We start from the raw sequence: 24,584 nt of genomic DNA on the forward strand, positions 1-24,584 counted from the left end.
TATGGTGTTTATATAAGGAGAATATACAATAATATGATTAAATTAATAAAGCATTTAAAGCCTTTTGTAGGACTGATTATTGCAGCTGTAATGCTTTTGTTCGTACAGGCCATGTGTGATCTTGCACTTCCTGATTATACATCTAATATTGTAAATAAAGGTATACAGCAAGGTGGTATTGTAAGTTCTGTACCTCAGGCAATAAGAGAAAGTCAAATGAAAAAGATAAAAATATTTATGAATAAAAGCGATTTAGAGGAAGTTTCTAAAAGTTATGTTCCTGTTGATAAATCAAATGCAGACTATACTAGGTATTTAAAGAAGTATCCAAATCTCAAAAATGAACCTATTTTTGTACTTAAGGATGTTGATAAAAATGAAATGAACAAATTAAGTTCTATAATGGGAAGATCCATAATAGATGCTTCAGGTGTTGAACAGATTAAGTCCAGTGCGAAAAATGGGATAATTTCATTTAATGGCATGAAAATACCGGCTAGTGCAGATTTATTTGATATGATTTCTAAAATGCCAGATAAGCAGCGTTTAAGAATAATTGAAGACATAAACAAGAAAGCATCTAGTTTGGATGATAATATGGTTATCCAATTGACTGCCTCTAAAATTAAAGCAGAATACAAGGCACTTGGAATGAATACGGATAAAATCCAAAGCAAATATATAATAAATGTTGGAGTAACTATGCTTTTTATATCACTTCTTGGAGGTGTGTGTACCGTTGCAGTTGGATTTTTAGCAGCAAGAACTGCAGCAGGACTTGCCAGAAATTTACGTAAAAATGTATTTGAAAAGGTTGAGAACTTTTCAAATGCGGAATTTGATAAATTTTCAACTGCATCTCTTATAACAAGGAGTACAAATGACATTACGCAAATACAAATGCTCATGGTTATTATGATAAGAATGGTATTTTATGCACCAATTATGGGAATTGGTGGTGTAATAAGAGCTATGGGAAAAAGTAAATCCATGTCATGGATTATTGCACTTGCAGTTATAGTGCTTTTAGGGTTGATACTTGTAGTATTTGCAGTAGCTTTTCCAAAGTTTAAAATTATACAAAAGCTAATAGATAAACTAAACCTTGTAACTCGTGAAAATCTTTCTGGAATGATGGTAATAAGGGCTTTTAATACACAAAAATTTGAAGAAGAGCGTTTTGACAAGGCAAATAAAGATGTGACAAAGACAAATTTGTTTGTAAATCGTGTGATGGTGTCCATGATGCCTGTAATGATGTTTGTAATGAATGGAATTACACTGCTCATAATATGGGTTGGTTCCCATGAAGTTGCAAATTCAAATATGCAGGTAGGAGACATGATGGCATTTATGCAATATGCAATGCAGATAATTATGGCATTTTTAATGCTTGCTATGATGTTTATTTTAATACCAAGAGCATCGGTTTCTGCAGGGCGTATTGAAGAAGTTTTAGAAACAGATATTTCAATCGTAGATCCAGAAGATAGGGCACATTTTCAAGACAATATACAGGGACTTGTTGAATTTAATAATGTATCTTTCAGATATCCTGGAGCAGGTGAAGATGCCTTAAAAAATGTAAGTTTTAAAGCCCTTCCTGGAAAAACAACGGCATTTATAGGTTCTACAGGTTCTGGAAAGACAACTCTTGTAAATTTGATTATGCGTTTTTATGATGCAACAAGTGGTGAAGTGCTTGTAGATGGAGTGAATGTAAAGAAAATAACTCAACATGAACTTCGGGATAAAATTGGATATGTACCACAGAAAGGGTACTTATTTAGTGGCACAATTGAATCCAACCTTAAATATGGAGATAAAAAAGTAGGTTATGATGGTATAAATCATGCTATAGAAGTTTCTCAGTCCGAAGGATTTATAAATGAAAAAACTAAGGGAATTAAAAGTGAAATTTCTGAGGGAGGCTCAAATGTATCTGGAGGTCAGAAACAGAGACTTTCTATTGCCCGTGCCCTTGTAAAGAAACCTGAAATTTATGTATTTGATGATAGTTTTTCTGCTCTTGATTTTAAAACGGATGCTGCTCTTAGAAAGGCACTTAGAAAAGAGACTACTTCAAGTACATTCCTTATTGTGGCACAGCGTATTTCTACAATTATGGATGCAGATCAAATAATAGTTCTTGATGATGGTAATGTAGTAGGAATAGGTACTCATGAGGAGCTTATGAAAAATTGTGAAACTTATAGGGAGATTGCTCTTTCACAGCTTTCAAAGGAGGAATTGGCATGAGTGATAAATATAAAATAAAAAGACAAAAAGTACATCAGCATGGACCTGGCGGTATGATACATGGTGGTGAAAAGGCAAATAACTTTAAAGGTACTATGAAAAAACTCATGTCATATATGAATGAATATAAATTAGCTGTTATTATAGTATTTATATTTGCAGCTGCAAGTTCTGTGTTTTCCATAGTAGGACCTAAGATATTGGGCAAGGCTACAACTAAGCTCTTTGAGGGAATTATGGGTAAAATTTCAGGATCAGGCTCTGGAATAGACTTTGATTATATAGCTAGGATATTAATAATACTTGCAGGATTATATGCATTAAGTACACTTTTTAGTTATATTCAAGGATGGCTTATGTCTGGGGTTTCCATGAAAGTAAGCTACAAGATGCGAAAGGAAATTTCAAAAAAAATAAACAAATTACCTCTTAAATATTTTGATGGAACAAATCAAGGGGAGGTACTATCTCGTGTTACCAATGATGTGGATACGGTAAGTCAGACTCTAAATCAGAGTTTGACTCAGATAATTACTTCCATTACTACTGTAGTAGGGGTACTTGTGATGATGCTGAGCATAAGCTTTACTATGACTTTAGTAGCACTTTGCATAATTCCACTATCTATGGGAATTATGATGTTCATAATCAAACAATCCCAGAAATATTTTAAAGAGCAGCAGGACTACTTGGGACACGTAAATGGGCACGTAGAGGAAATGTATGGTGGTCATATAGTTATGAGAGCTTTTAATGGTGAAGAAGATAGCATTGAAAAGTTTGATGGACTAAATAATACACTGTATAAATCTGCATGGAAATCACAGTTTTTATCAGGCATGATAATGCCAATCATGAATTTTGTCAGCAATCTTGGTTATGTAGGTGTATGCGTGCTTGGAGGATGGCTTGCCATAAAAAAGACTATTGAAGTTGGAGATATTCAAGCTTTCATACAGTACGTAAGATTCTTTACCCAACCAATTACTCAAATAGCAAATATATCAAACATACTTCAGCAGACTGCTGCTTCAGCAGAGCGTGTATTTGAATTTTTAGAAGAGGAAGAGGCAGTACCTGAGACTTGCAATCCTGTAAAACTTGAAAAGGTTGAAGGATATGTAGAATTTAAAAATGTTCGTTTTGGATATAATCCTGATAAAGTTGTTATAAATGATTTTTCAGCTAAAATAAAGCCAGGTGAAAAAGTTGCAATTGTAGGACCAACAGGTGCAGGAAAAACTACTATGGTGAAACTTTTAATGAGATTTTATGATATAAATAGTGGATCTATTTTAGTAGACGGACATGATATAAGAGATTTTAGGCGAAATGACTTGAGATCTATATTTGGTATGGTGCTCCAAGATACGTGGCTTTATAATGGAAGTATAATGGAAAATATAAGATATGGGAGACTTAATGCTTCTGATGAAGAGGTCAAAATTGCAGCAAAGGCAGCTCATGTGGATAGCTTTGTGAGAACCTTGCCAGGTGGATACGATATGATTTTAAATGAAGAAGCCTCCAATGTATCTCAAGGACAAAAGCAGCTTTTAACAATTGCAAGGGCTATACTTGCAGATCCTAAAGTTCTTATTTTGGATGAGGCAACCAGTTCTGTAGATACTCGTACAGAAGTTAGAATAAAAAAGGCAATGGATAATCTTATGAGAGATCGTACTAGTTTCATTATTGCACACAGGTTGTCTACAGTGCGTGATGCAGATTTAATTCTTGTAATGAATAATGGTGATATTGTAGAACAGGGAAATCATGAAGAACTTTTGAAAAAGAAAGGATTTTACGCTAACCTTTATAATAGTCAGTTTGAAGATTCTCTGGCTGCTGAATAAACAGAGTAAGTTTGTTATAGGATAGATAGTTAAATACTATTTATCCTATATTTTTTTATGAAAGTATAAAATTTGCTTGACAAATAGAGACTACAAATGTAGTATGATATTAAAGACTACAAATGTAGTACAGAAGGAGGTGAAAAAATTGAACAAAATACCTAAAATATCGGATTCAGAATGGGAAGTGATGAAAGTTTTATGGAAAAAATCGCCCCTTACTTCCAGCGAAATTATTGAGATTTTAAAGGAGCATAGTTCTTGGAATCCCAAAACTATTCATACTCTTATTAGCAGACTGGTAACTAAAGATGCTATCAATGTAAAAAAAGATGAACCTTTTTATTTATATTCCCCTAATATATCCGAGAAAGAATGTAAAAAAGTGGAGACAAAATCTTTTATTAAAAAGGTTTATGACGGCTCAATCAATTTGTTGATTTCCAATTTTATAAAAGATGAAAAATTATCGAAGAAGGAAATAGAAGAATTAAAACAAATATTAGATGAAAAAAAGAAGTAGGGGGCAATTTTTATGCAGCTTTCTTATATATTTAAAATGGTTGTGTTATCGTCAGTTGTAGGTAGTATAGTTACAATTATAATTCTTGTATTAAAAAATTTATTAAAAAATAAACTTAATGCCTCTTGGCAATATTTTATATGGTTTTTGCTTATCATTAGGTTGATTATACCTACTGAATTCGATACCCCGCTAAGTAAGTTTAATGTATTTGCAAATGCCACTCAGAGAATTCAGACATCTCAAAGTATAGTTAGAAATACTAACTATGAAGAAAATAATATTAAGAGTGACAGCCAAATTCCAAAAGCTGGTTTAGAAAAAAACAATGACTTCAAAGAAACAAAAGTTAAGGATTTTAATTACTATTTTAACGTAGCAAGTGTAATATGGGCATTAGGTGTTATCCTAATTTTATCTATTATATTATCTATGAATGGAATATTCTTTTTAAAGGTAAGAAAGCAGTCTCATTGCGAAGATACAGATACAATTACAATTTTAAAAAAATCCAAAGCTATTATGAATATTTCTAGATCTATACCTATTATTTATGATAAATATGTAAAGACTCCTTCACTTTTTGGAGTTATTAATCCTAAGATTTTAATTGATTCGGATTTAGTGCAGAAACTTTCTCTTGAGGAAAAAAAGTGTATCTTTTTGCATGAACTTTCTCATTTTAAGAGAAAAGATATTTTTGTAAACTGGATAATATTGCTTTTAGAAACAATTAATTGGTTTAATCCTGTAATATGGTTTGCTTTTAGCAAGATGAGAGAAGATTCCGAATTAGCCTGTGATGCTCATGTATTGTCCTATTTAGAGGAAGAAGAGCAAAACAAATACGGTGAAACTATTATAAAACTTGCCCAATTTATTTCAGGTATTAAGTGGATTCCTGGAACTAGTGGAATAATTAAAAGAGGGTCAAATATAAAGAGGAGGGTAATTATGATAAAAAATTTTAAGAAACATCCGTTTAAATGGATAGGAGTACCTGTTTCAATTTTAGCTGCTGTGTGCATGATTGGTATAACTAATATACCTGCCCAAGCTATGGGACTAAAAACTAATGATGAAGTATTAAAACCAAAAGAGAGTAAAATAAATTATCCCAATATAGCTAAGGAAGTTTCAACTGGAAGTTCACAAACTACGACATCCAGTAATAAAAAAGAAACTAAAAGTGGATCATTAGAAACAGATCAAAGTAAAACAAATTATGTAAATATAGTAAAAAGTTTTTTGCCTAAAAATGCACAAATTGTAACTTGGGGTAATACCAAAGAAGAGGATAATGTTTTTTTAAAGGATCTGGATGGGGATGGCACGAATGAAATTATTACTTCATATAAGTTAAATGAAGAAAATGAAAAAATAAATGTAATGGCCTTAAAAAAAGTAGGGGGAAATTGGACTAAAGTTTTGGATGAACCTGTAGAAGGTTTTAAAATAGATTTTGTACAGACAGCAGATATAGATGGTGATGGAGAAGATGAAGTGCTTCTGGGCAGAAGAATTGGTGGAACTACAGGACAACTTTCCGTTTATAAGTGGAATAATAAGGCATTAGGTAAAATATCAAATGAAGATATATATTATTCTAAACTAGACATAGTAGATATCCCAGGAAAAAATATGAAGGCAATAGCTACATGGAACCATGATACTGGCAATGCCTATATGGTTGATGTATTAAAGTGGAATGGAAAAGCTTTTAAATCAGCAGAAGAACTCTATCCTAATTACTTTAAGCAGACAGTGGTTCCTTATTATGAGCAGAAAGTAAAAGAAATGCCAAAGGTAGGATTTTACTGGTATGATCTAGCAGATTCACAAATAAAAGCAGGAGATAAAAAATCAGCACTAAAATCCATAGAAGAAGGTTTGAATTTAAATACAGGTTATCCGTCCCAAGAAGAATTTAACAAGCTTAAAGAAAAAGCTTCTAAATAGATACTAAGTGAAAAGTTAATATATATTCGGGAATAAGAGGGTACATTTTCGAGTATATATTAACTTTTATTAAAAGTAAGTTTGAGCTTTAGGAGGATTCATAGTAGTAAATGGTAGAAAGTATAGACAGAGAAGAAAGATTAATAAAAAAACAAAAATTAAAAATTAATAAAAAGAAAGCAGTAAGGTCTATTTGTATATTAGTTTTATTTATATATGCTTTACATGTAATTTGGGTACATTTTTTAGTTAATAGATATAATAAGCTCATATATCCAGGAGTTAAAGTTGAAGGTATAAAATTAAGCGGAAAAACACAAGAAGAAGCGGTAAGTACTTTAAGGAATAAGTACATAAATGAGATATTAAAGAAGAATATAGTGATTAAAATTGACAATAAGATGTATACAATAAATTATTCAAAGTTAAATATAAGTTATAACCTAGAAGATACAATAAAAAATGCTTTTGACTATGGTAAAAGTGGAGATATGTCTTACAAATATAAGATCATAAGCAGTGGCAAAGAAAAAAATTTTTCTCTAGAATACAGTTATGATAAAAAAGAAATTCAAAAAACTATATCAAAAATTCAAGGTGAATGTGATAAAAAACCAGTAAATGCAAGTATGACTAAAGATAAAAACGATAAATTTCAAATTACTAAAGAAAAAGTAGGATATGAAGTTAATAAGGACAAGCTTCTTAGGGATATTGATAGGGAAATAGGAAATAGGGATATTAAGGATATTATAGTTGATGTTAAAATAAAAAAAGTTGAGCCTGCTATAAAAAAAGTAGATTTGCAGAAAATAGATACGAAAATATCCAGTTTTGCTACGGATTTTTCTTCTTCTACAGCAAACAGAGCTAATAACATACAGGTAGCTTCTAAAGCACTGAATGGAACTGTTGTTATGCCAAATGAAACCTTTAGCTTTAACAAAGTAGTAGGAGAGAGAACTTCAGAAAGAGGATATGAATCTGCACATGTTATTGTGGGCGATAAAGTAGAATCTGGATTAGGAGGAGGAGTATGTCAGGTATCGAGTACTCTTCATAATGCTGTAGTAGGAGCAGGCATAGTGCCTACAGAAAGAGATCACCACAATATGCCTGTGAGTTATGTAGGTATTGGAATGGATGCTACTGTGGATTATGGAAACATAGATTATAAATTTAAAAATACACTGGGATATCCTATATATATAGAATGTACAACTGATGATAAGAAACTTACATTTAATATTTATTCAAATTCTAAGTTGACTAAAAAGACCTATAAGCTTGTAAATAGTGTGAAAACAGTAAATAGATCTGGCAAGGCGGTATGTGAGGCAAAAGCTTATAAAGTTACTTATGAAGATGGAAAAGAGGTTTCAAGAGATGAGATAAACAGTGATTGTTATGTGAAATGAGACAGGTTGATATATTATTCTAAATATAGTAATATATAAGATATATTATAGAAAGGGCAAGGTATGTAATTAATGAAGATTAACTAATTCAGCGTTTTTTAAAATCAATTGAGATTTATTTTTAAGGCTTTTTATGTCTTTATTTTTGCTGGGTTAGTTTAAATGAAATAATAATTACTATAGACGTTTATGCTTTTTTGGCATAGCTATATACTTATGGATTCATTTATCTTTCCGGCGTTTGCAAAGGAGAGATTTTTTTGTATCTAGAATACTGGCCATTTAAAAAAATAGCCAGTATTAATTATATTTTACTCTATCCTATAATATTCAAAGCTTTAGTATTTGCAGTAACACTTGTGATATTAGTAGCACTAGTAAGTGTAAGCCGAATATCATAAGTGTGGGAACCTGCTGTAGGAGTTTGAGTCCATGTCAAATTAGGAATTTCTGTGTGTGATTCTAAATTTGAATTACCAACACCTGCATTACTAATTATTTCTGAAGCGATAGTAGCTCCATCCTCACGTAATTCATATAAAATTGAATAATTATAAAAAGCACCCATTGTAGTTACTATTATATTCAATTCTACCATAGAATCCAATTTTAATTCCTGTCCAGTCGTAGATATTGTCTGAGAAAGAAGTACGGTTGGGGCAGCAGTGACTGCGTTAGCTGCACTATTTTCTAAAGAAGACAATATAGTTGCTCCGGTTGGGCCTGTTGGTCCCGTTACTCCAGTTGCACCTGTTACTCCAGTTGGTCCAGTTGGGCCAGTTGGACCAGTCTCTCCAGTTGGACCCGTTACTCCAGTTGGTCCGGTTGCACCTGTTACTCCAGTTGGGCCGGTTACTCCAGTTGGACCGGTTACTCCAGTTGCGCCAGTCTCTCCGGTTGGACCGGTTACTCCAGTTGGACCCGTTACTCCAGTTGCGCCAGTCTCTCCAGTTGGACCGGTTACTCCGGTTGCACCTGTTACTCCAGTTGGACCGGTTACTCCAGTTGGACCCGTTACTCCAGTTGCGCCAGTCTCTCCGGTTGGACCCGTTACTCCAGTTGGACCGGTTACTCCAGTTGCGCCAGTCTCTCCGGTTGGACCGGTTACTCCGGTTGGACCAGTCTCTCCAGTTGGACCCGTTACTCCGGTTGCACCGGTTACTCCAGTTGGACCGGTTACTCCAGTTGGGCCGGTTACTCCAGTTGGACCGGTTACTCCAGTTGCGCCAGTCTCTCCGGTTGGACCGGTTACTCCAGTTGCGCCAGTCTCTCCGGTTGGACCCGTTACTCCAGTTGGACCGGTTACTCCAGTTGCGCCAGTCTCTCCGGTTGGACCGGTTACTCCGGTTGGACCAGTCTCTCCAGTTGGACCCGTTACTCCGGTTGCACCGGTTACTCCAGTTGGACCGGTTACTCCAGCTGGGCCGGTTACTCCAGTTGGACCGGTTACTCCAGTTGCGCCAGTCTCTCCGGTTGGACCGGTTACTCCAGTTGCGCCAGTCTCTCCGGTTGGACCCGTTACTCCGGTTGCGCCAGTTACTCCAGTTGGACCGGTTACTCCAGTTGGACCCGTTACTCCGGTTGGACCTGTCTCACCTGTTGGACCGATTGGGCCTGTTACTCCAGTTGGGCCAGTTTCTCCGGTTACTCCAGTTGGACCCGTTACTCCAGTTGGACCCGTTACTCCAGTTGGGCCAGTCTCTCCGGTTGGACCCGTTACTCCAGTTGGACCAGTCTCTCCAGTTGGACCCGTTACTCCGGTTGCACCGGTTACTCCAGTTGGACCGGTTACTCCAGTTGGGCCGGTTACTCCAGTTGGACCGGTTACTCCAGTTGGGCCAGTCTCTCCGGTTGGACCCGTTACTCCGGTTGGGCCAGTCTCTCCAGTTGGACCCGTTACTCCGGTTGCACCTGTTACTCCAGTTGGGCCAGTCTCTCCGGTTGGACCGGTTACTCCAGTTGGGCCGGTTACTCCAGTTGGACCCGTTACTCCAGTTGGGCCAGTCTCTCCGGTTGGACCCGTTACTCCGGTTGGACCAGTCTCTCCAGTTGGACCGGTTACTCCTGTTGCACCTGTTACTCCAGTTGGACCCGTTGCGCCAGTTGGTCCCGTTACTCCGGTAGGGCCTGTCTCACCTGTTGGACCGGTTGGGCCTGTTACTCCAGTTGCTCCTGTAGGAACTACTTCAGTATATTCTATATTTAAGAATGGAATTTGATTTAAAACAACCCACTCTTTTGAAAAATAGCCTATTATAGAATCAATAACATTTTCTATTCCAGTTAAAGTAATTCCATTATTCGGGATTAAACCATTAACCCACCCAGCTACTATTTGAGTTATATCAATGCTTACAAAATTACCAACATCAGCATCTGTTATATTTACAAAGTATGATGTTGGATTTATTGCGGGTGCATTATTCCACGTAACCGTATTTTCAGAAAAGTCACTTGCGTTCGTAAATACACTAACAGTTTGTGGTGACAATACTGCATCTGGTAAATCTTTTCTGAAAACAAATAATTCTAACGAAGCTTGTAATACATTACTTACTAAAGGAATAGCAGATAAGTCAAATTTTAATAAACTTCTAAATATATCATTTGGTTGAACAAATCTCCCTGTAAATAAAAGACTTGACGTTCCAAAATTTGTATTAGGATTCAGCATAGATATATATGCATCATCACTAGGATTAACTTGTATAAATGTCATAAATTCGTCTCCTCCTCTTATTCTCTTTTGTCATTATGCTGTTTTATAATTATGCTATTACAATATATGTTTCTGTACTAAAATAGGATACAAAAAAGCATTAAGTTTATAAGATTTATAATTATTACCTAAAAAATTATATGCAAAAAGTCTCAAATTTGGTATGCTTATATTGCCTAAAAACAAATAAACAAATTTGAAACTTTCTACAATGAATAGTTTATATGAAAAAGAATTATAGAAATCGTTATCCAGGGACGTACCCACTCTTTACCCCACTTGAAGAAGTTTGAGTATTAGTGTGGTTAGTTATCGGATAAAAAACAAAAAGAAAGAAACCCCTGTAAGAACTCTCTCAAACATAGTAGAAGATGTATGTCTTATACTTAAAAATTGGTCTTCTCATGCTGATGAACTGCTTGCAGTATGTACCAGTTGCACTAACGATAAAATACTTTCCATTGGTGCCCATTACGATTTTATTTCCAGATTGGGGCTATCTGATTTATCATCTGATAGAAATAAACTCAAATTTGTACGCTCTTATAAGAAAAAGCCATCCAAAATAAAAACTCCTGGCAAGAATAACAAATTTCCTAATAAAAAGCTTGGTTCTGTAAAAAGAATATGCAACTTTTTTGAAAATAATCATTCATTCTCTCTTAGAGCTAAAAAATTACTTCAAAAAATTTTCTCTCTTGTTGCTGTTAAACCCTCATTTAACTTAAACTTAATCCAACAAAAAAATCTTACAGTTGCTGGTGATGGTACCTGTGTTCACTATTATTCTTCTTACTATGGTCATAAAAAATAGAAAGGGTGTTCCATATGCATAGGTAACCATGAAATGGTTTATGATGATTTTGAAAAAGCCGTTAGCGCCTTAAATGGCTTTGCCCTATAGCTTGTGTGAAAATTGAAAGTTGCTCTTGCTCTAAACATTGTTCGCCTTTACCATATGATAAGGTAATCCACACTAAACCTGTATTGGAGTTACGATTATTTACAAAAATACCGCGCGTCTCAAAACAGTGGAAAAAAATTTATAAAACTAGAACTTGTTCAGAACATATAAATAATCGTATCCTTAACGACTATAGAATTCATTCTTTAAAAATATGCGGAAAAAAGCTATTGCATTCGCTATACTAATATATGCAAATTTAAAATAAACTTTCTCAATTGAGATTTAAAAGATGTTTTTTTCATTTCCTGATGCAAATGGAATAATGGAGCTATTGCCAATAAGTTCAACAACTCCTTGAATTCCTTATGCACCATTAGTACAAGTTTACAGCACATTCATGATATTTGCATTTATATATAGGGTAAATTGCTAGTTCTACTGTATCCAAATCATAATATTAGCTATATCTTCATCCCGATTAAAGTTATTACATTATTTTCTTAATAATAATCTGAAACAATATAAGCCGCCTAATAATTTAGAATATACAGCATTAGGATATATTTTATAATCAACTGAATCTACAAATTCAAATCCTGCAGTTTTTAAATTGTTAACTAATAAATTTAAATCCGCAGTTGGATAATCAACAGTTAATACAAGTAAGCCATCTTTTTTTAATACTCTGTAAAACTCCTTAATAGCTTCTCCTTTATCTACATTTGAAAGATGCTCAAGTACTGAAATACAATAAACTTTATCAAATTTATTATCCTCATAGGGAAGACTTGTCAAACTGCTATTTGAAAAGTTTATTTTATCTATATATTTTGAAGCCTCTTTAACATCTTCTTCATCAAAATATTGACTAACCCTTGATAAAGTTCTATTTTTATCTAAAATGTCAGTATCAATATCACATGCATATACATTTTTACATATGCTGGCTAAATAAAATTTGAAAGGGTGAGGAGCACCACAAGCTGCATCTAAACAGGTATCATTTTTTTCTAAAAAGTTTGATGCCCAGGCATATTCATAACATCTGCTCCACCAGTCACTAGGAATTTTTAATAAGCATTTTGTCTTTTTCTCATCTGTAGTAACTATAAATCTTGAAGATTTTTTGTCTATAGGAATTTTTGTTTTAGAGCTGTTTTTTTCAATATACATATTATACTTCTTATATATATCTGGATTTATTATAGATTTACGATATTCATCTATGAAAAAATCATTGTTTGGATAAATTCTACTTAATTCTTTTAATCCATATGCTCCATACTGTGATTTTAATCCTAAATAATTTTTATTAAAGGATTCGGATACATTTTGGAGTTTAAATCTTTGAAATAATGTCTTGTGGTAAACATAGGATTTATGACAAATTTTAGGCGCCCATTTTTTATTGGTACCCATATAATAATTATATCCTAATAAAATACTATCATCTTCATAACCTTGGGTACCTGTTAAAAAACCAACGTCATATGGACATATTTCTTTTAATACGCTTAATTTATGAATAACAGGATGCACAAATCCATTAGTAATTTTATTTTCTCCCATTGTAGACAAATATTTAATTTTATCTTCTAGAGTAGTATTTTTATTTGGAAAAGCGCTATCTGAAAAATTAGTTATTATTGCAGGAGATATCATTGGTTCTTCAGATGAATTCAAATATTGTATTAATGGTTCTTGCCAATTAGGAGGAAAAATCATATCAATATGAGCTTCTATAACATAATTAATATTAGAATAATTTTCTATAATATATCTAAGTCCTATATATCTGGATAATGTAATTCCTACATTTTCACCAATACCAATTATTTTATAGTTAAAATTGAATTTCTTCAAAATTTCTTCCAGCTCTTTATTGGACAAGCATCCCTGATTAAAAATCAACATATTAACATCTTTAGAATAGGATAAACTTTTCAAACATTGGGATGCCATAGTTATTTCTTCACCATAATTTTCTTTATTTATTAAAAACGGTAGCATATAAATATTCATTACAATCGACCCCTTATCTATATAAATTCTAACTACATTATATGAAGTTGTAATAATTTTAGTTAAGTTTTATATACAATTAACTTTTAATCATAAATTATTTATCAATAAATCTATAGTATTGAATCATATCGACTTTTATTTATAGGCAAAATTGAAGTTTATGAATAATATATAAATGAAAATAATTTAGTAAGTAATGACCCTATAAATTTATAGTGAAATTATATAGGAGGAAATTTAATGGATAAAAATAGACAGATTCTAATTGGAAGTCCTATAAGACAATCATGTGATATATTAGTTAATTTTATAAGCTTTTTAAAAAATATAGTAAAGAAAAACCTTTCAATAAACTACTTTTTTATAGATGATAATGATGATGTTAATTCAAGTAATTTGCTAAAAAATTTCTCTTTGGAATCAAATGACAAAGTTATAATTGAAAAAGGAGATAAAATAGACAATTATATTCGTACTGACAATATGCACTATTGGAAAGAAAATTTAATTTGGAAAATTGCAGAATATAAAAATAGAATTATAGATTATACTAAAAAAAATCATTATGATTATTTATTTTTAATAGATTCAGATATAATGGTGCATCCCAAAACATTATTAAGTTTAATCAATAGTAATAAAGATATAATATCTGAAATATTTTGGACTAGGTGGCAAAAAGATTCCGGTGAATTACCACAAGTTTGGGTGTGTGACGAATACTCTTTTGTTAATAAAGAACGAAATGAAATATTATCTCAAGATGAATTTAATAAAAAATATACAGACTTTATAGAAAAACTAAAAAAGCCAGGTGTATACGAAGTAGGTGGTTTAGGCGCCTGTACTTTGATAAGCAAAGAAGCTATTGAGAAGGGAGTTAACTTTAACAAAATCTATAATTTATCATTTTGGGGAGAAGATAGACATTTTTGCATAAGAGCAGCAGCTTTAGGTCTAAAATTATATGTTGACACCACTTATCCAGCCTATCATATATATAGAAAAGATAATTTAGAAAAAATCGAAGAATTTAAAAATAAATGTATATGTGATATTAACAAATCTTTGTATATAGATAATTTTACAAGAAATTTTTTAAAAAATTTTTATTCATATGATTATAACAATATTAATAAATTTGATGTAAATAAATATTTATGTTCTGCCTATGCAGATAAATTTAATAAGGACAAAAATAATATTATAAAGTATATATTAGAGAAAAAGCTTATTTGTAATATAAATATACTCGATATTAATACTGATAAAATCAATATTAACGAAAACAAAATAAATATAATATGTAAATTTCAATTAGAAAATAAAAGTATCACAGAAGATTCTACAAAAATTTTTATTTGCAATTTACAATTAAATAATCAAACTATGCTAATAGAAAATATAAATTTTACAAATAACGATAACAAACCTCTCTTTGGATACAATATTTTAGATTTATTAGAGGAACGGATAAGAATAAATAAAGATAAAAAAAATAAGATAACACTTGCCATGCTTATAAGAAATGAAAGTGGAAAATTTTTAGAAAGAGTTTTAACACATGCAGCTAAATATGTAGATAATGTTGTAATTTTAGATGATGCTAGTGAAGACAATTCGGTTGAAATATGTAAAAAAGTATTTGAAAATATGGCTCTAACGTTGGTGCAAAATAAAAAACATGGATTTAATAATGAAGTCATTTTAAGAAAACAATTGTGGGAAATAACAGCAAGTACAAATCCAGACTGGATATTATTTTTAGATGCTGATGAAATTTTTGAAGATAGAATATGTAAAGTTATTAGAGAATTAATTAATCAACCAAATTTTGATTATTATGCTTTTAGGCTATACGATATGTGGGATGAGAATCATTATAGAGAAGATTTTTATTGGAAATCACATAAGTATTATAGACCGTTTTTAATAAGATATCAGCCTAATTTTAATTATAATTGGCAGGAAAAACCTCTTCATTGTGGAAGGATTCCTGAAAATATATTTAGCTTGCCTGGATGTATATGTTATGTAAAATTAAAGCATTTGGGTTGGTCAACCAAAGAATTAAGGCAATCTAAATATATTAGATATCTAAAAGCAGATCCTGAAGGCAAGTATGGAATTTTAGAACAATATAAATCTATCCTAGATGAAAATCCAAGATTAATAAAGTGGGAATAGCTTCTATAGTTTTGTTTATACAATAATAAAGCAGTTTTCTATGGTATTTTGATTTATCATAGAAAACTATACTTACAGACTTTTTTCACCGTGGTTTATTTTTTAAATATACCAATTTAGAGAAAAAAGTAAATTATCATTTTAATCCTATACTTTTAAAATACTTTCTATTATAAAGTATTTTTTTATTATTAGGTATAAATTTACTAGCCATTTCATTGTGATCATAAGCCAATTTATGATTACCTATTCTGTCATAGCAAACACATAATTGTAAATGCGGAATCCATGTCCAACAGGCATCATTAAAAAACCCTAAACTATCTTTTGGTTTTTTTAGGTTTGCAGCTGTTTCATACCAAAATATTGCTTGATTAATCTTGTTTTCTTGTAAAAATGAAAATCCAAGTCTACAACATATTTCGGCTCTTGGAGCATCATATTCAAAGCTTTTAAATGCATATTTACGAGCTTCCTCACCATTATTAATTGATTGATAATAATCACATATATTTCCACAAACATAAATGTTATCCTCATACCATCCTTTTTTTGAATCTAAAAAACTATTATAATATTTTAAAGCTTCTTCAAATATTTCATGTTCGTATAATTCATTTCCATAGTATAATATATCTCTAGGAGTAAACTCTACACCTTCTTTTAATTTATTTCGAAAAATCTCAAGATTACGGTTAGGAGAATAGTTTATTTTCTTATGAGTTATGCTAATTTCGCTATTAATTATATTTCCATACACTTCTAAATATTCATGGACAAATCCAATCCATTTAAAATTTTTTTCCCTTTTGACTAATCTATTACGTCGATAGCTTGTAGTTATATTCCCATATTCATCAAAGCCTATATTGTATTTCATTGTTACAGAGTCTATGGAGGTATCTAAATTTTTCTTTAAGAATTTAAACTTTTTTATATCTTCAGGAAGTAGTATATCATCGGCATCTAACCAGAAAATATAATCTTTAGTTGCTTTACTAAATGCAAAATTTCTTGCAGCTGAAAAATCATCAATCCATTTAAAATCATAAATATTATTAGTATATTTTTTTATCATATTTTTAGTATTATCAGAAGATCCTGTATCTACTATTACGAATTCATCTACTACCTCTTTTACAGAATCCAGACATCTTCCTATAGTATCTTCCTCATTTTTTACTATCATACATAAACTTACAGTTATCATATAATCACTTCCTCAAAATTTAGTACGCTATATAATATGAAAACAAAAAAAAGATGATACAAGCTTTATGTCATTAATCAGCACCCGTTTTACGGGTGGTGCTGATTTAAAAATACGAAGAGGAGATAAAATTGGCATTGTAGGAGAAAACGGTGCAGGTAAAACTACACTTTTGAATATCTTATCAGGAGAGACAGATGCAGATACAGGTGTTATTAGAAGGTATTGTTCTACAGCGTATATAAAACAATTTTCAGATGAAAATGTGAATACGCAAGGTAAGCTTTTTAAAGAATTTGGGTACATTTTTTAGTTAATAGATATGTTGTTATGCCAAATGAAACCTTTAGCTTTAACAAAGTAGTAGGAGAGAGAACTTCAGAAAGAGGATATGAAGCTGTACATGTTATTGTAGGTGATAAAGTGGAATCTGGATTAGGAGGAGGAGTGTGTCAGGTATCAAGTACCCCTCATAATGCTGTAGTAGGAGCAGGTATAGTGCCTACAGAAAGAGATCACCACAATATGACCGTGAGTTATGTAGGTATTGGAATGGATGCTACTGTGGATTATGGAAACATAGATTATAAATTTAAAAATACACTGGGGTATCCCATATATATAGAATGTACAACTGATGATAAGAAACTTACATTTAATATTTATTCAAATTCTAAGTTGACTAAAAAGACCTATAAGCTTGTAAATAGTGTGAAAACAGTAAATAGATCTGGCAAGGCGGTATGTGAGGCAAAAGCTTATAAAGTTACTTATGAAGATGGAAAAGAGGTTTCAAGAGATGAGATAAACAGTGATTGTTATGTGAAATGAGACAGGTTGATATATTATTCTAAATATAGTAATATATAAGATATATTATAGAAAGGGCAAGGTATGTAATTAATGAAGATTAACTAATTCAGCGTTTTTTAAAATCAATTGAGATTTATTTTTAAGGCTTTTTATGTCTTTATTTTTGCTGGGTTAGTTTAAATGAAATAATAATTACTATAGACGTTTATGCTTTTTTGGCATAGCTATATACTTATGGATTCATTTATCTTTCCAGCGTTTGCAAAGGAGAGATTTTTTTTATGCTTATTTTAGAAGCTGTGAATTTGAAAAAATATTATGGAGATAGATTAATCATATCTACTAATGATTTAAAAATACGAAGAGGAGATAAAATTGGTATTGTAGGAGAAAACGGTGCAGGTAAAACTACACTTTTGAATATCTTATCAGGAGAGACAGATGCAGATACAGGTGTTATTAGAAGGTATTGTTCTACAGCGTATATAAAACAATTTTCAGATGAAAATGTGAATACGCAAGGTAAGCTTTTTAAAGAATTTGGAGTCAATGATAAGATTGATTGTCAGAAGGCAAGTGGAGGTGAACGAGCTAAGCTTAGTATTGCAGCTGAGTTAAGTAAAAACAGTTCCTTGCTTTTAGCAGATGAACCTACATCCAATTTAGATTATAAAAGCATTAAAGTACTGAAAGAAAAGTTCAGTAAGGTAGAAACTATTGTGTTAATAAGCCATGATAGAGATTTTATGGATACCCTATGTAATAAAATTATTGAAATAAGAAATGGCAAACTTTTCTTTTACGAAGGAAACTATTCTTTTTACAAAAAGCAAAAAGATTTAAAAATAAAAAAACAGAAGATGGAATATGAAGAATATATAGAGGAGAAAGTAAGGCTTGAAAAAACAACAAGAGATGTACAGAGTAAATCAAAATCCATGAAAAAAACTCCAAAGAGAATGGGGAATTCTGAAGCAAGACTTCACAAACGTGCAGTCAATGAAAGAAAGAAAAAATTGGATAGTGCAGTAAAGGGCATAAAGTCACGTATTGAAAAGCTGCAAGTTAAGGAAAAACCCGATAAAATTTTAAAAGTAAAAATTGATTTTTCTTTGACCAATCCTCCACAAAATAAAATTATTATGGTTAGTTCTAATTTTTGTTTTAAATATAATAAAAATGAGATTTTTCGTAATGCTAAATTTAAGGTTTACAATGGAATGAAGACAGCAGTTGTAGGAGATAATGGCTCTGGAAAAACTACACTATTAAATCTTATAAATATGCAGGATGAGCAAATTTATACTGTTCCAAAAGCGGTTATTGGATATTTTCATCAGAACTTTGAAGATCTTGATTTTGATAAAACTGTACTCCAAAATGTTATGGTTAGTAGCATTCAAAGTGAAAGCTGTGTTCGAACAATTTTGGCAAGATTATTGATTTTTGGTGATGCAGTGAGTAAAAAAGTTGGAGTTTTAAGCGGCGGAGAGAAAATAAAGGTTTCTTTTGCAAAGCTTTTTGCATCAAAGGCTAATGTATTGCTTCTTGATGAGCCTACAAACTATCTTGATATGCAGTCTATTGTGGCACTGGAAGATTTCCTAAAAGTTTATGAAGGAACTGTACTTTTTGTATCTCATGATAGAGCTTTTATAAATTCTGTAGCAGATAGACTGTTTATACTTGAAAATGAAAAAATAACGGAATTTGAAGGAAATTTGGAACAATTTGAAAAAAGTAAAAACGTACCAAAAAATCAAGAAAATATATATATAGAAAAATCAATTTTGCAGATGAAGCTTACTGAAATTGTTTCTAGAATGTCCTTAAAAGATTGTGATAAAGAAGCATTGGATAAAGAATATCAATGTATTGCGAAGCAATTAAATAAGATGTAAGGTTGATGGGGAGTATTAGAGAAGGTAGTCATCGGATAAGGGATAGAGGAATATATTGACATAAGTTTTATACTGCTGTATTATGACTTTAATAATATGTGTAATATGTTACTTTCATTTCATATTAGTATTATAGAGGGTGGATATTATGAATTTTAATGCCTTATACAATCCTTTTAGCTCAGCAAGAAGCACAGCCTATGGGAGAAGAGGAATGGTGGCTACATCTCAACCTTTTGCAGCAGAAGCTGGATTTGAAATTCTAAAAAAGGGTGGCAATGCAGTAGATGCTGCTATTGCAACAGCTGCCTGCTTGACTGTATGTGAGCCAACATCAAATGGAATTGGTGGTGATGCTTTTGCTACAGTATGGTTTAATGGTAAATTGCATGGATTAAATTCAAGTGGACCATCGCCAAAAGGAATTTCTATACCGATTTTGAAAAAAGCAGGATATAATCAAATACCACAGTTTGGATGGGAACCTGTTAATGTTCCAGGGATTCCTGCAGCATGGGCATCACTTTCGGAAAAATTTGGAAAACTGCCTTTTGAAAAGCTGTTAGAGCCTGCTGTAAGGTATGCAGAGGAAGGTTTCCCTGTAACCCCAACAGTAGGAAAATTTTGGAGAAGAGCTTATGAGTTATACAAAAGAAACTTAACTGATGAAAAATTTAAATACTGGTTTGATACTTTTGCACCAGAGGGAAGGGCTCCAAGAATAGGGGAAATGTTTACCTTAAAGGATCATGCAAAAACATTAAAAATTATAGCTGAGACTAAAAGTGAAGCATTTTATAGAGGAGAACTGGCTGAAAAAATAGATGATTTTTCAAAGAAAACTGGTGGATATATAAGAAAAGAGGATTTAGAAAAATACCATGCTGAATGGGTAAAACCTATAAGTATTAATTACAGAGGTTATGATGTGTGTGAGATTCCTCCAAATGGACAGGGTATCACCGCACTCATAGCTCTTAATATATTAAAGGGTTTTGAATTCAATGAAAAAAATTCTGTAGATACTTATCACAAGCAAATGGAAGCAGTGAAATTGGCTTTTGAAGATACTTTAAGGTATGTAACAGATAGAAATAAAATGACAATTAAAATAGAGGACTTGCTGTCTGATGCTTATGCTGATGAAAAAAGGAAGAGAATAAAAGAAACTGCTTTTAAGCCTGAATTTAGTAAAAATCCGAAAGGTGGAACTGTTTATCTTGCTACTGCTGATGGATATGGGAATATGGTATCATACATACAGAGTAATTATATGGACTTTGGTTCAGGACTAGTGATACCTGGAACAGGTATTGCTCTGCATAACAGAGGAAAAAATTTCTCCTTTGATCCAAATCATGCCAATGCACTGGAACCTGAAAAAAAGCCATATCACACAATAATTCCTGGATTTTTAATGAAAAATGGCAAAGCTGTAGGACCTTTTGGAATTATGGGAGCCTTTATGCAGCCTCAAGCCCATGTACAAGTATTGATGAACTGTATTGATTTTAATTTAAATCCACAAGCAGCACTGGATGCTCCAAGGTGGATGTGGAATGAGGAAAAAAATATTAGTATTGAGCATGCTTTCCCTCAGTATTTGGCAAAAGCTTTGTACGATAAAGGGCACAAAATAAGTTATGCTATTGATGAGACTGATTTTGGAAGAGGTCAGATAATTTGGAGAGATGAAAATGGAGTTTTATCAGGAGGAACTGATTGGAGGACTGATGGAACTATATATTCATGGTAAAATTATATTTATTATATTAATAAGATATGCTATAATTTTAAAGAGTTGGTATTTCATAAGGAAACCAAACTCTAATCTATGTTTAATCCTTTATCAATTTATAGAAGTCTTCCGACTTATATCCATAAAGGAATAAGAATGGAGGTTACTATTATGAAAGAAATAACATTAGTAAAGAGAAAATTTTCTACAGCACAGATTACTGTAATTGGAGCTCTATTTGGAATTACAATTGTGCTTGGTGTAACAGGCTTAGGATTTATTCCTATACCACCTTTTAAAACAACTATTATGCATATCCCAGTAATTATTGGAGGGATAGTCGAGGGTCCTGTAGTTGGTGCTATGATTGGGCTTTTTTTTGGTGTTTTTAGTATTTTTCAAGCAATTAATACTCCTTCACCAGTTTCGTTTATATTTATGAACCCGATTATAGCGGTGCTTCCGAGGATGATGATTGGAATTACTGCATATTACGGATATAAATTAATTAGGACAAGATCTAGAAGCATGAATATTGCTATAGGTGCAGTAATTGGCTCCTTCACTAATACCTTAGGTGTCTTAGGACTTATTTACATAATATATATAGATGCTTATATGAAGGCTCTTCATGTAAGTTATAGTATTGCAGTAAAAAGTCTTTTAGTCCTGGCATTAAATGGGTTAATTTCAGCAGGCGCAGCAGTTGCTATTACTGTTCCTGTTGTGATTGCAGTAGGTTATCTAAGAAAATAAATTTTACAGTTAACGATGTAAGTGAGGGAGTATTCTATACTAATCGGTATATAGGGGGATTTTTCATAGAATTAAATTGACTGAACTAAAAAACGAACAATTTTGAAGAACACCGTATTATTCAAAATTGGCATGCTCTCCTTGAGTCAGGCAGATTAAAAAATTAAAAATCTGTTACTGGAAAGGAGGGCATTTTTATTTGATTTTAACAAGCATATAAAAATTAATTTCTTTGGCATTAACTCCTCTAATATAATTATTATTTTATCGTATAATTCATAATTTTATTCAACAGTATTGTAAAAGCAATAGTGTAGCAATATGAAGTGAAAATCTTTATAATTAAAGTAAAATGTAGGAAAACTAATTTTGAAAATTCCTAAATATTATTTTTATAGAAAAGGAGTAGAATTTTATATGGTACAGACAAAAAGAAGAGATGAAATATTAAAAGAAGATAAATGGAAGGTAGAGAAAATATATAAAGATATAGAAAGCTGGAAAAAGGATTTTGAAAAGTTAAAATCCATGGCACCAAAATTAAGTGAATACGCTGGTAAATTATTTGAAGGCAAGAAGCTTTTAGAATATTTTAAACTGGATGAAGAAGTTTCAAGATTGGCAGGAAAACTAGCTATTTTTGCACACATGAAAAATGATGAAGATACTGCTAATCCTACTTTTCAAGTTTTAAGAGATAAAATATATGCATATAGTGCTGAAATAAAAAGCATGGAAGCATTTTTTATTCCTGAAATATTGAGTTTGCCAGAAGGAACTATAGATAAATTTATGAAGGCTGTTCCCGAATTAAATATGTATAAGTTTTTATTAGAAAGAATTTTGAAAAAGAAACCTCATATTTTAAGTGTGGAACAGGAGGAACTTATAGCTTCAGTATCAGATTGCTTAAATGCCCCAGAGAAAGTGTACAGTATGTTATCTAATGCAGATATGACTTTCCCAAAAATAAAGGATGAGAGGGGAAAAAGAGTTGAACTTACTGATGTAAATTATTCAGGTTTTATAAGGTCTAAAAAAAGATCTGTTAGAAAAGAAGCCTTTAAATCACTATTTAACACTTATAAAAAGTATAAAAATACTTTAGCTGCATCACTTACCTCAAATATTAAAAATTTTATTTTTATATCAAAAACTAGAAAGTATAAAAGTTCAATGGAATGTTCATTAAAACCTAATGATATTTCTTTAGATGTTTATAATAATACGATTGATACTGTAAATAATAATTTAAAGTCTCTGCACAGATATGTAAGCATTAAAAAGAAACTTTTAGGACTTCATGAAATGCATATGTACGATTTGTATGTTCCACTAATAGATACTGTAGAAGAACATATAGAATTTGATGAAGCAGTAAAAATAGTAAAAGAAGGATTAAAGCCTTTGGGAAAAGAGTATTTAGATATATTTGATGAAGGAATAAAAAATGGATGGGTAGATATATATCCAAACAAAGGCAAAAGAGGAGGAGCTTATTCCACAGGGGATTATGATACTATGCCTTATGTACTTTTAAATTATAACTATAAGCTTACAGATGTTTCTACTTTAGCGCATGAAATGGGTCATTCCATACATTCTTATTATTCGAGAAAAGATCAACCTTATATATATTCAGATTATTCTCTTTTTTGTGCAGAAGTGGCTTCAACTACTAATGAAAGCTTATTAATACATTATTTAATTGACAATGAGACGGATAAAAAAAGAAAACTTTATCTCATAAACCAAGAATTAGAGCAAATTAGGACTACTGTATTTAGACAGGTCATGTTTGCCGAATTTGAAAAAGTAACTCATGAAAAAATAGAAAATGAAACACCACTTACAGGAGAAGATTTATGTAAAATTTGGCGAGAATTAAATGTAAAATATTTTGGAGAGAATATGGTTGTGGATGAAGAAATAGATATGGAGTGGTCGAGAATTCCTCATTTTTATTGGGACTTTTATGTATATCAGTATGCTACAGGCTATGCAGCAGCACATTCTTTTGCCAATGCAATACTAGAGAATGGAGAAAAAGCTGTAGAATCTTATAAGGAATTTTTGAAAAGTGGGTCCAGTGATTATCCAATAAATGTATTGAAAAAAGCAGGAGTGGATATGACTTCACCTAAGCCGTTAGAGGATACTATAAAGAGATTTGATGAATTATTAGATATGTTAGAAACTGTGTAAAGTAAAAAGAGGCGGATGATATGTCAAGAAAAAGTACAAATAAATGAGAAAATACCTAGATGTGATTTATATATACCTATTTTCATAACTAAATTTATTATATTCTAC

Annotated in this window: 16 protein-coding genes; 13 read left to right on the forward strand and 3 right to left on the reverse strand. The window is 31.7% G+C overall.

The window, feature by feature from the left end; all coding sequences use genetic code 11:
* Positions 1 to 33 precede the first annotated feature (33 nt).
* The 5 genes from CLJU_RS09265 to CLJU_RS09285 all read left to right on the forward strand — a co-directional run bounded on the left by CLJU_RS09265 (position 34) and on the right by CLJU_RS09285 (position 8,015).
* Positions 34 to 2,259 (forward strand): ABC transporter ATP-binding protein, encoded by a 2,226-nt coding sequence (locus CLJU_RS09265; protein WP_013238544.1) that lies wholly within the window; start codon positions 34 to 36, stop codon positions 2,257 to 2,259.
* Positions 2,256 to 4,115, forward strand: coding sequence for an ABC transporter ATP-binding protein (locus CLJU_RS09270; RefSeq protein ID WP_013238545.1), 1,860 nt, complete (start codon positions 2,256 to 2,258; stop codon positions 4,113 to 4,115). Before CLJU_RS09265 ends, CLJU_RS09270 begins: the two co-directional genes overlap by 4 nt.
* Positions 4,116 to 4,263: 148 nt before the next feature.
* A complete protein-coding gene (locus CLJU_RS09275; protein ID WP_029169919.1) occupies positions 4,264 to 4,638 on the forward strand; it encodes a BlaI/MecI/CopY family transcriptional regulator in 375 nt (124 codons plus the stop codon).
* 12 nt (positions 4,639 to 4,650) lie between these two features.
* Complete coding sequence (locus CLJU_RS21615) at positions 4,651 to 6,597, forward strand: M56 family metallopeptidase (RefSeq protein WP_013238547.1); 1,947 nt, start codon at positions 4,651 to 4,653, stop codon at positions 6,595 to 6,597.
* Between the two features lie 110 nt (positions 6,598 to 6,707).
* Entirely contained in the window at positions 6,708 to 8,015 is a 1,308-nt protein-coding gene (locus tag CLJU_RS09285) for a VanW family protein (protein ID WP_013238548.1), read from the forward strand.
* A gap of 316 nt (positions 8,016 to 8,331) precedes the next feature.
* On the opposite strand, the gene CLJU_RS09290 is transcribed toward CLJU_RS09285, so the two are convergent.
* Positions 8,332 to 10,734 carry a DNRLRE domain-containing protein gene (locus tag CLJU_RS09290; RefSeq protein WP_013238549.1) on the reverse strand — a complete coding sequence of 801 codons (2,403 nt, stop codon included), beginning with the start codon at positions 10,732 to 10,734 and terminating at the stop codon, positions 8,332 to 8,334.
* Positions 10,735 to 11,035: 301 nt separating this feature from the next.
* Here CLJU_RS09290 and CLJU_RS09295 point away from each other — a divergent pair, with 301 nt between their 5' ends.
* Positions 11,036 to 11,548: a hypothetical protein gene (locus CLJU_RS09295; protein ID WP_023163532.1), complete on the forward strand. Its 513-nt coding sequence runs from the start codon at positions 11,036 to 11,038 to the stop codon at positions 11,546 to 11,548.
* Positions 11,549 to 12,133: 585 nt separating this feature from the next.
* Here CLJU_RS09295 and CLJU_RS09300 read toward each other — a convergent pair.
* Entirely contained in the window at positions 12,134 to 13,663 is a 1,530-nt protein-coding gene (locus CLJU_RS09300) for a class I SAM-dependent methyltransferase (RefSeq protein WP_023163533.1), read from the reverse strand.
* Between the two features lie 243 nt (positions 13,664 to 13,906).
* Between CLJU_RS09300 and CLJU_RS22910 the strand changes: the two genes are divergently transcribed.
* The gene (locus tag CLJU_RS22910; RefSeq protein ID WP_013238552.1) at positions 13,907 to 15,853 is read left to right on the forward strand and encodes a glycosyltransferase family 2 protein; all 1,947 of its coding nucleotides are present in this window, start codon (positions 13,907 to 13,909) and stop codon (positions 15,851 to 15,853) included.
* A 136-nt stretch (positions 15,854 to 15,989) separates the two neighbouring features.
* Here CLJU_RS22910 and CLJU_RS09310 read toward each other — a convergent pair whose 3' ends face one another.
* A complete protein-coding gene (locus CLJU_RS09310) occupies positions 15,990 to 17,063 on the reverse strand; it encodes a glycosyltransferase family 2 protein (protein WP_013238553.1) in 1,074 nt (357 codons plus the stop codon).
* A 67-nt stretch (positions 17,064 to 17,130) separates the two neighbouring features.
* On the opposite strand from CLJU_RS09310, the gene CLJU_RS23275 reads away from it, so the two are divergent.
* The 6 genes from CLJU_RS23275 (at position 17,131) to pepF (ending at position 24,476) form a co-directional block, all read left to right on the forward strand.
* Positions 17,131 to 17,376, forward strand: a complete 246-nt coding sequence (locus CLJU_RS23275; RefSeq protein WP_013238554.1) for an ATP-binding cassette domain-containing protein — start codon at positions 17,131 to 17,133, stop codon at positions 17,374 to 17,376.
* Positions 17,358 to 17,894, forward strand: coding sequence for a VanW family protein (locus tag CLJU_RS09320; RefSeq protein ID WP_275935562.1), 537 nt, complete (start codon positions 17,358 to 17,360; stop codon positions 17,892 to 17,894). The genes CLJU_RS23275 and CLJU_RS09320 overlap by 19 nt, the downstream gene beginning before the upstream one ends.
* 263 nt (positions 17,895 to 18,157) lie before the next feature.
* On the forward strand, positions 18,158 to 19,777 hold the full coding sequence (gene abc-f / locus CLJU_RS09325; protein WP_013238556.1) for a ribosomal protection-like ABC-F family protein: 1,620 nt from the start codon (positions 18,158 to 18,160) through the stop codon (positions 19,775 to 19,777).
* Between the two features lie 148 nt (positions 19,778 to 19,925).
* Positions 19,926 to 21,533 carry a gamma-glutamyltransferase gene (gene ggt, locus CLJU_RS09330; protein ID WP_013238557.1) on the forward strand — a complete coding sequence of 536 codons (1,608 nt, stop codon included), beginning with the start codon at positions 19,926 to 19,928 and terminating at the stop codon, positions 21,531 to 21,533.
* Between the two features lie 153 nt (positions 21,534 to 21,686).
* Positions 21,687 to 22,271: an ECF transporter S component gene (locus tag CLJU_RS09335; RefSeq protein WP_023163534.1), complete on the forward strand. Its 585-nt coding sequence runs from the start codon at positions 21,687 to 21,689 to the stop codon at positions 22,269 to 22,271.
* A 417-nt stretch (positions 22,272 to 22,688) separates the two neighbouring features.
* Positions 22,689 to 24,476 carry an oligoendopeptidase F gene (gene pepF / locus CLJU_RS09340; protein WP_013238559.1) on the forward strand — a complete coding sequence of 596 codons (1,788 nt, stop codon included), beginning with the start codon at positions 22,689 to 22,691 and terminating at the stop codon, positions 24,474 to 24,476.
* The last annotated feature ends 108 nt before the right edge of the window (positions 24,477 to 24,584 follow it).

Origin of the sequence: Clostridium ljungdahlii DSM 13528 (genome assembly GCF_000143685.1) — a bacterium.
Lineage (GTDB): Bacteria > Bacillota > Clostridia > Clostridiales > Clostridiaceae > Clostridium_B > Clostridium_B ljungdahlii.